This window comes from Campylobacter sp. 110, from assembly GCF_002383965.1.
GTDB classification, from domain to species: Bacteria; Campylobacterota; Campylobacteria; order Campylobacterales; family Campylobacteraceae; genus Campylobacter_D; species Campylobacter_D coli.
In genome coordinates this window covers 91,946-105,807 of record NZ_NXBD01000049.1, presented here as the reverse complement: position 1 = coordinate 105,807, position 13,862 = coordinate 91,946, and the positions used below count along the sequence as shown (strand labels likewise).

General features: G+C 32.2%; 15 protein-coding genes. 4 read left to right on the top strand and 11 right to left on the bottom strand.

Features of this window, described 5'->3' with window-relative positions; all coding sequences use genetic code 11:
- Positions 1–8 precede the first annotated feature (8 nt).
- The 11 genes from BGS43_RS07495 to BGS43_RS07445 all read right to left on the bottom strand — a co-directional run bounded on the left by BGS43_RS07495 (position 9) and on the right by BGS43_RS07445 (position 11,626).
- Positions 9–539 carry a hypothetical protein gene (locus BGS43_RS07495; protein ID WP_002776099.1) on the bottom strand — a complete coding sequence of 177 codons (531 nt, stop codon included), beginning with the start codon at positions 537–539 and terminating at the stop codon, positions 9–11.
- Positions 539–802, bottom strand: a complete 264-nt coding sequence (locus BGS43_RS07490) for a DUF2018 family protein (protein WP_002776096.1) — start codon at positions 800–802, stop codon at positions 539–541. Before BGS43_RS07490 ends, BGS43_RS07495 begins: the two co-directional genes overlap by 1 nt.
- A 128-nt stretch (positions 803–930) precedes the next feature.
- Positions 931–1,488, bottom strand: a complete 558-nt coding sequence (locus BGS43_RS07485; protein WP_002776094.1) for a 2-oxoacid:acceptor oxidoreductase family protein — start codon at positions 1,486–1,488, stop codon at positions 931–933.
- On the bottom strand, positions 1,485–2,330 hold the full coding sequence (locus BGS43_RS07480) for a 2-oxoglutarate ferredoxin oxidoreductase subunit beta (protein ID WP_002776093.1): 846 nt from the start codon (positions 2,328–2,330) through the stop codon (positions 1,485–1,487). Before BGS43_RS07480 ends, BGS43_RS07485 begins: the two co-directional genes overlap by 4 nt.
- A 1-nt stretch (position 2,331) precedes the next feature.
- Positions 2,332–3,456 (bottom strand): 2-oxoglutarate synthase subunit alpha, encoded by a 1,125-nt coding sequence (locus BGS43_RS07475; RefSeq protein WP_002822723.1) that lies wholly within the window; start codon positions 3,454–3,456, stop codon positions 2,332–2,334.
- Between the two features lie 8 nt (positions 3,457–3,464).
- Positions 3,465–3,776, bottom strand: a complete 312-nt coding sequence (locus BGS43_RS07470; RefSeq protein ID WP_002825075.1) for a 4Fe-4S binding protein — start codon at positions 3,774–3,776, stop codon at positions 3,465–3,467.
- A 14-nt stretch (positions 3,777–3,790) separates the two neighbouring features.
- On the bottom strand, positions 3,791–4,660 hold the full coding sequence (sucD, locus tag BGS43_RS07465) for a succinate--CoA ligase subunit alpha (protein WP_002776090.1): 870 nt from the start codon (positions 4,658–4,660) through the stop codon (positions 3,791–3,793).
- 9 nt (positions 4,661–4,669) lie between these two features.
- A complete protein-coding gene (gene sucC / locus BGS43_RS07460; protein ID WP_002825076.1) occupies positions 4,670–5,833 on the bottom strand; it encodes an ADP-forming succinate--CoA ligase subunit beta in 1,164 nt (387 codons plus the stop codon).
- Positions 5,830–6,738, bottom strand: a complete 909-nt coding sequence (locus BGS43_RS07455) for a malate dehydrogenase (protein ID WP_002825077.1) — start codon at positions 6,736–6,738, stop codon at positions 5,830–5,832. The genes sucC and BGS43_RS07455 overlap by 4 nt, the downstream gene beginning before the upstream one ends.
- Positions 6,735–8,939: an NADP-dependent isocitrate dehydrogenase gene (locus BGS43_RS07450; protein ID WP_002825079.1), complete on the bottom strand. Its 2,205-nt coding sequence runs from the start codon at positions 8,937–8,939 to the stop codon at positions 6,735–6,737. The genes BGS43_RS07455 and BGS43_RS07450 overlap by 4 nt, the downstream gene beginning before the upstream one ends.
- Before the next feature lie 116 nt (positions 8,940–9,055).
- The gene (locus BGS43_RS07445) at positions 9,056–11,626 is read right to left on the bottom strand and encodes a YhdP family protein (RefSeq protein ID WP_096569327.1); all 2,571 of its coding nucleotides are present in this window, start codon (positions 11,624–11,626) and stop codon (positions 9,056–9,058) included.
- On the opposite strand from BGS43_RS07445, the gene mltG reads away from it, so the two are divergent.
- The 4 genes from mltG (at position 11,541) to fliE (ending at position 13,859) form a co-directional block, all read left to right on the top strand.
- Positions 11,541–12,542 (top strand): endolytic transglycosylase MltG, encoded by a 1,002-nt coding sequence (gene mltG / locus BGS43_RS07440; protein WP_002776077.1) that lies wholly within the window; start codon positions 11,541–11,543, stop codon positions 12,540–12,542. The two genes, BGS43_RS07445 and mltG, sit on opposite strands and share 86 nt — an antisense overlap.
- A gap of 75 nt (positions 12,543–12,617) precedes the next feature.
- Positions 12,618–13,049, top strand: coding sequence for a flagellar basal body rod protein FlgB (gene flgB / locus BGS43_RS07435; protein WP_002776076.1), 432 nt, complete (start codon positions 12,618–12,620; stop codon positions 13,047–13,049).
- 9 nt (positions 13,050–13,058) lie between these two features.
- On the top strand, positions 13,059–13,553 hold the full coding sequence (flgC, locus tag BGS43_RS07430) for a flagellar basal body rod protein FlgC (RefSeq protein WP_002776072.1): 495 nt from the start codon (positions 13,059–13,061) through the stop codon (positions 13,551–13,553).
- Positions 13,554–13,559: 6 nt separating this feature from the next.
- A complete protein-coding gene (fliE, locus tag BGS43_RS07425; protein ID WP_002825082.1) occupies positions 13,560–13,859 on the top strand; it encodes a flagellar hook-basal body complex protein FliE in 300 nt (99 codons plus the stop codon).
- Positions 13,860–13,862: the final 3 nt, after the last annotated feature.

The window sequence follows — 13,862 nt, the reverse complement described above, 5'->3', positions numbered from 1 at the left end:
CTTCAAATTTAGTTTGTGGTATTTTCTCGTTGTATCAATGGTTCTACTTGAGGCTCATTAAAATCTATCATAGGCACTACTTGATTATTTTGAGGTGGATTTGTTAATTGCATTTTTCTTGGATCAAGAAATTTCACTTCAAGTCTAGAATCCTTATCTTCTATATACACAGTAAAAATTGCCTCACCTTTTTTGTATTCGCTAAATTCTAAAATAAGCCTTGCCCTATCAATATGTGGATTTTTATAATCAGGAATTAAAGTTTGAGTTACCCAGTCCAAATTTCTTCTTAAGCTCATCACAAATTGACGCGGATATTTACGAAATTTAGAATGAACGACTATATTGGTATTATCAAACAAAGTCCAATAAAAATCAAAATTTTGAACTCCATTATCATAACCAAGCTCTTTAATCTCCACGCTAGCTCTCTCGTCTTTTTTAAGTGTAAATTTATATGTATAATCAAAAACAGGAGCAGCATTTAAAACAATGCAATTTGCCATCAAAGCAAAAAAAACCAAAAGCCTAACGTTCATTAGCCCTCATGTCCTAAAATTTTAGCACCTAATTCTATAAAAAGATCGTTTTGCCTTTCTTGAATAAAATCTCCATTTTCAAGTATAAAGCTTTTCACATCCATTTCATTAAAACCTTGTTTTTCTAAAAGCTCAATCATGGCAATATGATCAGCAAAAAAGTTTTCAAATACTTTTTCTAAGGCTCCTAAATTTCCATTTTGTATAATTTCTATAAATTTTTCCTTAGGAGTTTTATTAAACATTTCGTCAAAAATATCCATTGAATTTCCTTAATAAATATGTTTTTGATTATAAAATTTTAATCGTTAAAAGTAGCTAAATTAAAAAATGAAAAAGTTTAAAAATTTATTTCAAGAAGCAATAAATTTGGGAATAAACCCAAATTTATTTAAGAATGAGCTTTGGTTTCTTGTGCGTATTTAACACCCAAATCAAAAGCTTTAGAATTTGCATCTCTTGTTTTAGCTGGAACCATATGAAGCATCGTTTCTTTAAGAATATCCAAATCAATACATTTGCTCATATAAGCAGCTATGGCTAGTGCAACAACTGATTGAGTAGCTACATTACCTACCTCATCTTTAGCTATAGTAATGATAGGAATTTCAAAAATTTGCCATTTTTTATAATCTTCGCTTTCAGGATGAACCAAATTTGGTTCTACAACTATGATGCCACCCTCTTTTACTCCGCCACGAAAACCTTTATAGCCCTTATCTGCAGTTGAAAGCATAAAGTCTACTTCGCCCTCTACTGCATAAGGAAAAAGAATTTCTTTATCATCGATGATAATATCAACCTTAGTCGGACCTCCACGCACTTGGGAAGTATAAGTTGAAGCTTTAAAGGCTTGACGACCTTCTTTGATCGCCGCTTCAGCTAAAATTTCTCCTGCGGTGATAACACCTTGACCACCCTCACCACCAAATCTTAATTGATATTTCATTTTAAGGCTCCTAAATCAACCATTCTTTTTTCTTTGGCTGCACGACGCACTTCTTCATAAGCATGACAATATTCTGGCTGCGTGCTATCTTCATATAAAACACCTGTTGGGAATTTATCTTTTCTTTCTTCAAAATCCATACTTTCAAATTTAGACTTATCCACAACACGATTTTTAATCCAATCAAGCATAGCCACTGCTTCACCCATTTTATTTTTTCTACCTAGGTTAATATGGCAGTTTGAGAAAACATCAACAAAGCTATAACCTTTGTGTGCTAAAGCTTTATAAATTAAATTTTCTAATTTATTTGCCTCGATAACATTTCCTCTTGCCACAAAAGAAGCTCCAGCAGCTTTAGTTAATTCACAAGCATCAAAATTTGGATCGATATTTCCAAATTGCGCAGTTACTGTATAAAAACCTTTTGGAGTAGTTGGAGAAGTTTGAGAATTAGTAAGCCCATAAATAAAATTGTTGATTACAATATGAGTTAAATCTATATTTCTGCGACATCCATGTATAGTATGATTTCCACCAATTGCTAAAGTATCACCATCGCCACTTACTACAATAACATGTTTGCTAGGATTGGCTAGTTTTATGCCTGTTGCATAAGCAATAGCTCTACCATGAGTAGTGTGCACGGTATTGCAATTTACATAAGAGCTCATTCTACCGCTACATCCTATACCTGAAACAAGACAAACATCATCCATATTCCAACCCAGCTTTTCTATCGCGCGGATAATACATTTTAAAACTACACCATCGCCACAACCCCAACACCATTGAGTAGGAAGTTTATCAGTTCTTAAATATTCATCATAATTAAACGCCATTTTATATATTCTCCTTTACTTTAGCAATGATTTCGCTAGGTGTTATAGGACGACCATTTGCACGATGTAAGCTAATAAAATCACGACGAGAACTTACTCTTTCGATCTCCTCAAGATACTGTCCCATATTTAATTCGCTTACCATTACCTTTTTAAATTTGCTTACTACTTCAGCAATTTTCTTTTCAGCTACAGGATAAAGTGTGATAGGGCGGAAAAGTCCTACCTTAATACCCTCTTCTCTGAGCCTATTGATAGCTTCTTTAGCAGAACGACTTACGCTTCCGTAAGCTATGATTAAAAATTCAGCATCATCAAGCATATATTCTTCATAAGTACAAATATCATCTTGGTTGTTTTTAATTTTACCTATAAGTCTTTCCATGTTTTTCTTAACTATAGCACCATCTTCTGTTGGAAAACCTATATCTCCATGATGAAGTCCGGTTACATGATAGCGATATCCTGTAAAAAATGGATTGAGTGTTGCAGGTTCATTTTCGCCCGCTGCATAAGGTTTATAATCTTTTTTATCACCTGTGAATTTTTTACGGTTAATAATTTCTATATCTTTTAAATCAGGCAATACCGCTTTACCATTCATATGCCCTACAGTTTCATCCATAAGTAAAAATACAGGAGTCATATACTTTTCAGCCAAATTAAACGCTCTTATGGTTTCTGTATAAGCTTCTTCTAAACTCGCTGGTGCGATAGCCACACTAGCAAAATCCCCATGAGTAGGTGCTTTTGCTTGAAATAAATCCCCTTGAGCCACCCTTGTTGGAAGACCTGTTGAAGGACCACCACGCATAACATTTACAATAACAAGTGGAATTTCAGCGATAAAAGCAAGACCGATTTGCTCTGCTTTTAGTGAAATTCCAGGACCACTACTTGCGGTCATTGATTTTACGCCACTCATAGCAGCACCAATAGTCACACTTACACCCGAAATTTCATCTTCCATTTGTATAAAAGTTCCATCATTTGCAGGAAGCATATGGCTTAATTCATGTGCAATTTCAGAACTTGGTGTAATAGGATAACCTCCAAAAAATTTACATCCACAATCAATTGCTGCTTTTGCAATCAAAACATTACCTGTTGCTATAACTTCTCTCATTGTCTTTCCTATGCTAATTTTTTATATTTATTATTTTTTACGGCTACAGCTCTATCTTTAGCCTCAGCAGTAAGTTTGGCAAATTTAAATTCATCTCTTTTTGCCACCATAATAGCAAAATCTGGACAATGTGTTTCACACTCAGTACAACCTATACAGGACTCAGGATGTACAACCTCTATCATTTGTCCCAAAACCGCATGAACATCATCGCGCATAGCTAAAACCCCTGCAGGGCAATAGCTAACGCAGATATTGCAAGCTTTACATCTATGCTCATCTACCCAAACAGGGGTATCTTTTGGAGCTGCTATACTCATATCTTTTTCCTTTTTTAGCCTAATATTTTTTGTATTTCTTCACCGATTAAAGCTGGAGAATCCACTACATGAATTCCATAAGACTTTAATGCTTCTTTTTTAGCTGCAGCACTTTCATCAGCACTACCTACTATAGCTCCTGCGTGTCCCATTCTTTTACCTTTTGGCGCAGTCGCTCCCGCAATGAATGCTACCACAGGTTTGCTAATATTTTCTTTAATAAATTTAGCTGCTTCTACCTCTAAGCTACCGCCGATTTCTCCTATCATAACAATAGCTTTTGTTTCGTTATCTTTTTCAAATTCACTTAAAAGTTCTTTATAAGCAAGTCCTATGATAGGATCTCCACCAATGCCTACTGCTGTTGAAATTCCATACCCACCTTGAACTACTTGATTAGCTGCTTCATAAGTTAAAGTTCCACTTTTTGAAATAAGCCCTACACAACCCTTTTTAAAGATAAAGCCTGGCATAATGCCTAATTTGCATTCTTCAGAAGTAATGATTCCTGGGCAATTTGGTCCTATAATTTTCATGCCTTTTTTATTTGCATACTGCTTGGCAAACATCATATCTTTAACCGGAGTATGTTCTGTAATTACAACAGCAAGCTTAATACCCGCATCCGCTGCCTCGATTACACTATCACCTACTGCAAAAGCAGGAACAAAAATCAAACTTACATCAGCTCCTGTGGCTTTAACTGCATCTGCAACTGTATCAAAAACAGGCTTGCCAAGATGAGTTTGACCACCTTTATGAGGAGTTACACCTCCGACTATATTTGTACCATAAGCCATACACTGCTCTGCATGAAAAGTTGCTTCTTTACCTGTAAAACCTTGAACTATTACTTTTGTATTTTTATTAACCAATATACTCATTTTTTATCCTTATCCTACTAAACTTTTTACTAATTCTGCACCATTTTTAAGATTGGTTGCTGCTTTGATATTTTTAAGATTTGAACTATCTAAGATCGCTTTTGCTTCAGCTGCATTTGTACCATCAAGACGCACTACGATAGGAATATTAACCTCAACATTTTTAGTTGCTTCCAAAATACCATTTGCGATTCTATCACAACGAACAATACCACCAAAAATATTGATAAATATTACTTTAACATTTTTATCTCTTAAAATAATCTCAAAAGCTTTTGCAACTGTTTCAGCAGATGCGCCACCGCCCACATCTAAAAAGTTTGCAGGTTTTGCACCACTATAATTGATAATATCCATTGTTGCCATAGCAAGTCCTGCACCATTTACCATACAAGCAACATCACCGTCTAATTTTACATAACTTAAACCAAATTCAGCTGCTTCTCTTTCAGCAGGATTTTCTTCTGTGATATCTCTAAGTTCGGCAATCTCTGGATGGCGATAAAGTGCACTATCATCAAAACTACATTTTGCATCAAGAGCGTAAAAATCTCCTTCTGCAGTTTTAATTAAAGGATTGATTTCAAGCATATTCATATCTTTATCCATATAAAGCTTATAAAGTTTTGCTATCATAGAAATAAGTTTTTTGCTTTCATCTTTATCTAATCCTAAAACCTTTGCCACTTCAAGACCATGAAACATTTTAAAGCCAATTTGTGGATCAATGCCTACTTTTGCGATTTTTTCAGGGCTTTCTTTAGCCACTTTTTCTATATCCATCCCTCCTTCGCTTGAAGCAATAATTGTAATTTGTTCTGCCATTCTGTTAAATAAAATAGCCAAATAATATTCTTTTACTATATTTGCACCACTTTCTATATAAAGTTTTTGCACTAATTTACCTTCAGGTCCTGTTTGATGAGTAACCAAATTCATACCTAGAATTTGACTTGCATAAGCCTTTACCTCATCTAAATTTTTAGCGATTTTAACACCACCGCCAAGACCACGACCACCTGCATGGATTTGAGCTTTCACAGCCCAAACGCTACCGCCTAATTCTTTAGCATTTTCTACAGCTTCTTCTACGCTAAATGCAACCTTTCCCTTTAAAGTAGGGATACCATTGTCTGCAAAAATCGCTTTTGCTTGATATTCATGTATATTCATTTATCTTCCTTTATATATTGATATTTTATTAATGATTTTTTTACCTTGTCTTTTTCTTCGTCGCTAAGTTCAAGCTTCATAATCTCAACAACGCCCTCTAAACCTAATCTTGCCATAGTACCTAAAGCTTTATTTTGCACTCCAAATTCTCCATGCAAAATCACACTCATAGGTAAAAATTCTCCACTTCTTATGGATTCGAGCATTCTTACACAAGCGCTTGCAGGTGCCAAATATGCTGAAGTTTTAAGATGTTTGATTACTTTAGCTCCACCTGTTTTAACTTCATTTTCCAAATCCTCAAATTCTTCTTCACTTAAAAGTTCTCCGAGTTTTTGATTTTTAACACTTGCATAAGATTTTACTAAAACCATATCATCATTATGAAAACCAATTAATCTTGTATCCACACTTGAAATTCTAGCTTTTAACTTTTTAGCTACTTCATACTTAAATCTTGCATTGTCTAAAACCCCTGCCATAGCAACAATTTTTTTAGAAGAAAAAATTCCACTCTCATAAAGAGTATTGAGCAAAAAATCCACCGGATTTGTTAAAATGATAAAAAGTGGATCAGGATTAAATTCTTTAATTTTTTTAGCACAATCAAGCATAATGTTTGTATTTAGCTGCAAAAGCTCTTCTCTACTTTGGCCATCTTTTCTTGCAAATCCTGCGCTAAAAAGCACAATATCAGAATTTTTTGTATAAGCATAATCCTTAGTACAAGTTAATTCTATGTCTAAATTTAAAGCAGCTATGCTTTGGGATAATTCTAATTCCCTTGCAATCAATAAATCTTCATTGATATCAACTAAAATAATCTCATTTGCCAATTCACGCAAAATTAAAGCGTAGGCTACGCTTGAGCCTACATTCCCTGCACCGATGATTGTGATTTTCATCTTTGTCCTATTTTTTCTATGATAGCATTAAAAGTTGCACTTGGGCGCATAATTTTATTTGCTTTCTCATCATCAAATTTATAATATCCACCCAAATCGACTTTCACACCTTGTGCATCATTAAATTCAGCTCTAATTTTTTCTTCATTAGAGGAAAGCTCTAAGGCAATATCTTTAAAAAAGCTTTGAAGCTCCATATCATTTGCTTGTCTTGCCAAATGATTTGCAAAATACATTGCTAAATAAAAATGGCTTGTACGATTATCATCTTCTTTTACTTTTCTTGATGGAGCTTTATTGTTTTCAAGCCATTCACCTATAGCCTCATCAAGACATTCTGCTAAGACTTTAGCTTTATGATTATTGCATTTATTAGCATAAAATTCTAAGCTTGCTTGTAGGGCTAAAAATTCACCCAAGCTATCCCAACGCAAATGATTTTCTTCGACTAATTGTTCTACTTGCTTTGGTGCTGAACCTCCCGCTCCAGTTTCAAACATAGCTCCACCATTTAACATTGGTACAACTGAAAGCATTTTAGCACTTGTTCCAAGCTCTAGAATAGGAAAAAGATCGGTTAAATAATCTCTTAAGACATTTCCTGTAATAGAAATGGCATCTTTTCCAGCACGAATCAATTCTAAGCTTTTTAAGCAAGCCTCATAAGGAGCAAGAATGGCTATATTTTTATTTTTTTCCTTAAGACGGTTTTGAACTAAATCTATCATAATTTTATTGCTAGCTCTTTTGCTATCTAGCCAAAAAATCGCTTCAGCTCCTGTCAAATCAGCTCTTTCTATACCCAAATCGATCCAATTTAAAACAGCGTCAAATTTAGCTTGATTGGCCCTATAAATATCACCTTTTCTAACTTTATGCTCTAATAAAACCTTACCCTTAGCAATGATTTTAAACACTCCATCTTCTTTAGCAACAAATGTTTTATCATGTGAACCGTATTCTTGAGCTTTTTTAGCCATCAAACCTACATTAGATACGCTGCCTAATTTCGCAGGATTTAAAGTGCCATTTTTATGCAAATCTTCGATAACCGCTTCATAGATAGTCGCATAAGTTTGATCAGGGATAACTGCATTTGTGTCTTTTTCTTTGCCTTCTTTATCCCATAATCTTGCACCATTTTTAAGCATAGCAGGCATAGAAGCATCAACAATAACATCGCTTGGAACATGTAAATTGGTGATACCCTTATCTGAATTTACCATAGAAATATCAGCACGACTGTTTAAAATTTCATTATATCTTTTTAAAATTTCGTCTTTTTTACTTGAAGTTTCTACCTTGCTTAAAAGCTCGCTTAATCCATTGTTTGGATTGATTCCAAGTGTTTCAAATTCATCTTTAAATTCATCAAATAATTCTTTAAAAAAGATTTTTACCGCATAACCAAAAAGTATAGGATCGCTTACTTTCATCATCGTAGCTTTTAAATGAAGAGAGAAAAGTAAATCATTATCTTTGCTTGCCTTGATTTCTTTAGCATAAAAATCTTGCAATTTTTCTACATCCATAAAGGTTGCATCTAAAATTTCATTTTTTTCAAGCTTTAAACCCTCTTTTAAAATTTCACTTTTACCGCTATCTGAGACAAATTCAATACTTGCTACACAATCCTCATCGATTAAAACCGCTTTTTCATTAGAAAAGAAATCACCTTCTTTCATATAAGATACACGAGTTTTAGAATTAGGATTAAACTCAACCACACGATAAGGATTATTCTTTGCATAATCTTTTACCGCTTTAGTAGAACGACGATCTGAATTGCCTTGTCTAAGCACAGGATTAACTGCTGAACCTAAAACTTTTTGATATTTTGCTTTTATTTGAAATTCTTCATCGTTTTTTGGTTCGTCTGGGTAGTTTGGTAACATATAACCCTTTTCCTGCAATTCTTTAATAGCAGCTTTCAGCTGTGGAATAGAAGCTGAAATATTTGGAGTTTTGATTAAATTTGCATCTGATTTTTTTACGAGCTCACCCAAAAGCTCCAAAGCATCTTCGCATCTTTGATCTTCTTTTAGATACTCACTAAAAGTAGCTAAAATTCTTCCAGATAGCGAAATATCAGAAGTTTTTACTCCTATATGCGCCTTGCTTAAAAAAGCTTTTACTATAGGTAAAAACGAATAGGTCGCAAGTGCTGGAGACTCATCTGTCAAAGTGTAAGTAACTTGCATTTTCTGTCCTTTTAAACACTAATTTTATTTTTCAATCTAAAGTATATTACAATTAAAAAAAAATGCAAGAGTAAATTTAAAGTTTGTTTTAGTTTTAAAACAAACTTTAAACACTTTTAATTAAACAAATTAGAAGGAAGTTGTATGATATTTTTAATCAAATTAAAAGGGGTTTTTAAAGTATCGCTTAAAATTTGAGTGTGAAATTTTGGATCATCTAAGGCGCCATCGACTTTTATATTGGTGCTTATCTCTTGATTTTTCCCCAAAATAACATAATTTAAAATCGGAACCTTTGAAATAGTTTCAGAAGCTGATTTTAAAGTTTTTAATTCTAAATCTATATCTATGGTATTTAATCTTAAATTTGTACTGCCTAAACCATACAAATCCATACTGTTGCCATTTAAATTAATCGCTTCAAAACTTAACAAATCCTTTTTACGATTAAAAACAACTCTTCCATCATGCAAACTTAAACCTTTTTCATTAAAAGTAGGAGTCTTAAACATCAAAAGACTTGGAACCGTATCGATAAAAGATATAAACTGATTAACCCCTTTAAGGTCCCTTATAAAGGTATCTTTAAAATTAAATTCCCCCTCAAAATAATCTAGGCCACTACCTATCACGCTAAAATTAAAGACACCCTCTTGCACAGCCCGTTTTTGCAAAAATTCATTCAGATGTTCATCGTTTATATTTTTAATAAATAATTTCAAATCATTAGGACTATAATGAAGATCAAAATTTGCATTCTTGCGAGTAGCCCTAGCATCTAAGATATCACTTTTTAAATTTGCCTCCATTTTATCGAAATTTAGAGTTTTGTTAAAATCTGCTAAAATCAAAGTGAGATTTTCTCCATTAAGTATAATATTTTGAGTATTTTTTGCTATATCAAATGAAGAAGTAGAAGCATTTTCATCTTTTTGGTAAATATAAGTTAAATTTTTAAGATGTATGGTTTTATTATTATCAATAACCTTAACATTAGCTAAACCACTTTGTGTATTTATGTTTAAAACACCACTTTTACGAACAATACCAAAGCTATCATTTTCGTAAGGCTTGTTATTAACCAATAAGTTATTTTTAAAATGAGCATCCTGTATTTGCGCATTAAAATCATTAAAATCTACACTTTTATAATAAATACTTTTTGCACCCATAAAACCGAATTTTTTTAATAAAGGCGAATGAGGGATTAAAATATTAGGATTATTTGCATATATCTCAAGTCCTTCTTTAAAATTTAAAGTCAAATCCCATTCTGGCACACTAAGCTGTAAATCATCTGTATAGTCTAAATTTATCTTTGTTTTTTGATTTCTCATATCAAAAAGCTCGCCATTGTCAAAATACAATCTTGAAATTTGAGTATCAAAAATACCCTTATGGGTAGCTAGATCGATTTTAGCATTAAAATCTGCTTCCAAAAACTCATTTTTTACGCTTGCATTTTCTATACTCAAATCATTTTGATTTAATTTAACAAAAGCTCTAGCCACGCTAAAATTTGCTAATGAAAGCTCCGCATTTTCTAAAGACAAAGTGCCATTATATTTTACATCACCCTTTTCGTTAAAATCGATTATAAGCTCTAAATCACTTCCAAGTTTTCCACTTTTTTGGTAAAAAGGTAAATTTAAATCATAATTTTTTAATGCCTTAGCAAGTTTTTCATCAAATTTTAAATTTTTAGATTTGATGCGCAAGTAAATTCCATGCTTTTTATTATCAAATAAATCATATAAAAACACCTTGCTTTCACTTAAATCTGATTCATTATAACTTGCCTTATTGAAGGTAAAATTTAATTTTTGATTGCTTAAATTTAAATCAAGTTTTGGAAAATTAATAGCATTCATTTGATTATCCAAACGAACTTTTACATTATTTGCATAACCCCAAGCACTGATATCATCAAAATAATAATTATTTTTAGAAAAATCAATAAAACCTTGAATAAAATCAAAATGATAAAAATCTCCTTTAGCCCTATGCACAACCCAAAGAACTAAAGGTTCGGGCAATGCTATTCTTTTTTTTGCTTGATTGAAAATAGTGGCAATATCTCTAATATTGATATCTTCAAATTTATAGGCTAGGTTTTGATTTTTGTAAGAAATATTTATCTTAAAATCAGCCAAATCACTATTTGCTTGGCCTTTAAAATTATAAAATTCACTTTTTGCATTAATACTTAAATTTCCATCTATGCTTAAATTATAATCTTTAAGCAAAAGATTTTTAATATCAGCATTAATTTCCTTTCCTTCTCTGTGTAGCGCAAGTTTTAAAAACAATAAATCATTATCTACAAAAAATTCATCATTTTTAAACAATATACGCATATGATTATCTTTGATATTGAAATTTTGTATGTCTATTTCCTCAATAAAAGTATAAAGATATTTTAAATTCTTAGTAATATTTAACAATTCCTTAGAAGCAAAGTCAGAATTTACATTCTTATCATCCTGAATACTTGCATTGTTATCTTCATTAAATGTGATATTTTTTGCTCGCACAATGAGTTTTTTATCTAATTTAATATATAATTGCTCCAAATTTAAAAAACTAAATTGGATATGAGATATGAGAATACCATTCTTAAGAACTAAAAATACAACTGAGATAAATACAATTAAAACAAGTAATGCATATACAATTTTCTTTTTCATTAGAAACTTCTTTTTGATATTTATTTTAGGAATTTTTTATTATTTAACGCAACCTTTAAAAAGCAATTCTGTTGTTTTTTTGCCTCAAGGTTCCATTGCTCAAATTATAACACATCTAAAACAAAATAAATATGAAATGAGCACGATTGATAAATATATCTTATTTTTCTTGGGTCACCCTCAATCAGGCTGGATAAATATAGGCACAAAAGAACTCAATAGAATAGAATTTTTACACAAACTCACCATAGCTAAAGCAGCATTAGAAACCCTTACTCTCATCCCTGGAGAAACCAGTGTGATTTTTTTAGAGCAAGCTGCAAAACAATTAGAACTTGATAAAAACACGCTTTTAGCCGAATTTGAAAAACAAGCTACATATAAAGAAGGGGTTTTTCTTCCTGAAACTTACAAAATTCCAAAAGGAATCACAGAAGCACTTTTGGTTCAAGTTTTGCTCAAACATGCAGAAAATTCAAATAGAAAAACTTCGGAGAAAATTTTTGGCGAATACAATGCCAAAAAATGGCACCAATACATCATAACAGCATCAGTCATTCAAAAAGAAGCGGCTAATGAAAGCGAAATGCCTATAGTTGCAAGCGTTATTTATAACCGTATAAAAAAAGGTATGAAGCTCCAAATGGATGGAACTTTAAACTATGGATTTTATTCTCATACAAAAATCACTCCTCAAAGAATAAGAGAAGATAATAGCTCTTATAATACTTATAAATTTGAAGGTTTGCCTAAAGAAGCAGTTTGTAATGTCTCTTTATCTGCAATTCGCGCTGCTATCTTTCCTGCAAAAACTGATTATTTATATTTTGTAAGAGATAAAACCACAGGGGCGCATATTTTTAGCACCAATCTCAATGATCATAATAAAGCCATTCAATCACAAAAAAACAAATAACTAAAATTGCAAAAATTTATGCAAGTTGGAACAGTATTTGCTTGTTAATTTTTGAAATTATAAAAAGGATAAAAAATGATTAACCCATTCAAATCAAAAGAACTTATCACAAGTGCTTTAGCGGGTAGAAATTTAAGAAATCAACTCATCAATGCAAACCTTGCAAATGTTGACACTCCTTTTTATAAAGCAAGAGATATTGAATTTGAAACTGCTTTAGTAAATCGTGCAAATGAAATCTTTAAAAAAAATGATAATAAAGAATTACAATTAGCAATAACTGAAGAAGGACATCAAAAACCTTGGAAATTCCCAGATCCTAGTAAATCTACTATTTATCTAAGGGATGGACATTTGGCAAGAAATGATGCAAATACTGTGGATTTAGATGTTGAGACAACTGAAATGAGTAAAAATACAGTGATGATTACAGCTCTTGATGGGGTCTTAAGAAGACAAAGTAATATTTTCAGCTCTATACTTGATGCAAGTTCTAAATTAAGTTAAAGGTAAATTATGGCATACTTAAGTGATTTTGATATTAGCGGATATGGTTTAAGTGCGCAACGCTTTAGAATGAATGTCATTAGCTCGAATATAGCTAATGCAAACACAACAAGAACAGCTGAAGGCGGACCTTATCGAAGACGCGAAGTGATCTTTAAAGCGACAGATTTTGATAAGCTTTTAAACGAGCAAATCAATAAGGACAATAACTTTTTAAAATATGAAAATCCTTTAAATGATCCAAGTTCGCCAGAAGAAGCTAAACCTGCTATACAAAGCGTTGTTGTAGATAAAGTCGTAAGAGATGATAAAGATTTTCGTATGAAATATGATCCTTCTCATCCTGATGCTAATGCGCAAGGCTATGTGGCATATCCAAATGTAAATCCTGTCATCGAAATGGCAGATTTGATTGAAGCAACAAGAGCTTATCAAGCTAATGTTAGTGCTTTTACAAGTGCAAAAACCATAGCTCAAAGTGCGATTGATTTATTAAGAGGATAATAAAATATGAATAATATTAATGATTTAAGATTAAATAATAACATTTCAAATGCGAACAAAAGCCAAATTTCTAATGATAGAATCGGCGATGAATTTGCTAAAATGCTTAAAAACGAAATCGAAGACTTAGATAAAACTCAAAAAACTGCAGAAGCTGCGATGACAGATATTGCAACAGGACAGGTAAAAGATTTACACCAAGCAGCTATTGCTATCACAAAAGCTGAAAGCAGCATGAAATTTATGCTAGAGGTTCGAAATAAAGCTATCAGCGCTTATAAAGAAATCACAAGAACACAAATTTAAGCT

What these genes read in the sequence shown, in the direction of transcription:
- BGS43_RS07475 (WP_002822723.1), bottom strand. Translation starts at nt 3,456, where the DNA reads ATGAGAGAAGTTATAGCAACAGGTAATGTTTTGATTGCAAAAGCAGCA.
- sucD (WP_002776090.1), bottom strand. Translation starts at nt 4,660, where the DNA reads ATGAGTATATTGGTTAATAAAAATACAAAAGTAATAGTTCAAGGTTTT.
- fliE (WP_002825082.1), top strand. Translation starts at nt 13,560, where the DNA reads ATGAATAATATTAATGATTTAAGATTAAATAATAACATTTCAAATGCG.
- flgC (WP_002776072.1), top strand. Translation starts at nt 13,059, where the DNA reads ATGGCATACTTAAGTGATTTTGATATTAGCGGATATGGTTTAAGTGCG.
- BGS43_RS07470 (WP_002825075.1), bottom strand. Translation starts at nt 3,776, where the DNA reads ATGAGTATAGCAGCTCCAAAAGATACCCCTGTTTGGGTAGATGAGCAT.
- BGS43_RS07490 (WP_002776096.1), bottom strand. Translation starts at nt 802, where the DNA reads ATGGATATTTTTGACGAAATGTTTAATAAAACTCCTAAGGAAAAATTT.
- sucC (WP_002825076.1), bottom strand. Translation starts at nt 5,833, where the DNA reads ATGAATATACATGAATATCAAGCAAAAGCGATTTTTGCAGACAATGGT.
- BGS43_RS07480 (WP_002776093.1), bottom strand. Translation starts at nt 2,330, where the DNA reads ATGGCGTTTAATTATGATGAATATTTAAGAACTGATAAACTTCCTACT.
- mltG (WP_002776077.1), top strand. Translation starts at nt 11,541, where the DNA reads ATGAGAATACCATTCTTAAGAACTAAAAATACAACTGAGATAAATACA.
- flgB (WP_002776076.1), top strand. Translation starts at nt 12,618, where the DNA reads ATGATTAACCCATTCAAATCAAAAGAACTTATCACAAGTGCTTTAGCG.
- BGS43_RS07455 (WP_002825077.1), bottom strand. Translation starts at nt 6,738, where the DNA reads ATGAAAATCACAATCATCGGTGCAGGGAATGTAGGCTCAAGCGTAGCC.
- BGS43_RS07450 (WP_002825079.1), bottom strand. Translation starts at nt 8,939, where the DNA reads ATGCAAGTTACTTACACTTTGACAGATGAGTCTCCAGCACTTGCGACC.
- BGS43_RS07445 (WP_096569327.1), bottom strand. Translation starts at nt 11,626, where the DNA reads ATGAAAAAGAAAATTGTATATGCATTACTTGTTTTAATTGTATTTATC.
- BGS43_RS07485 (WP_002776094.1), bottom strand. Translation starts at nt 1,488, where the DNA reads ATGAAATATCAATTAAGATTTGGTGGTGAGGGTGGTCAAGGTGTTATC.
- BGS43_RS07495 (WP_002776099.1), bottom strand. Translation starts at nt 539, where the DNA reads ATGAACGTTAGGCTTTTGGTTTTTTTTGCTTTGATGGCAAATTGCATT.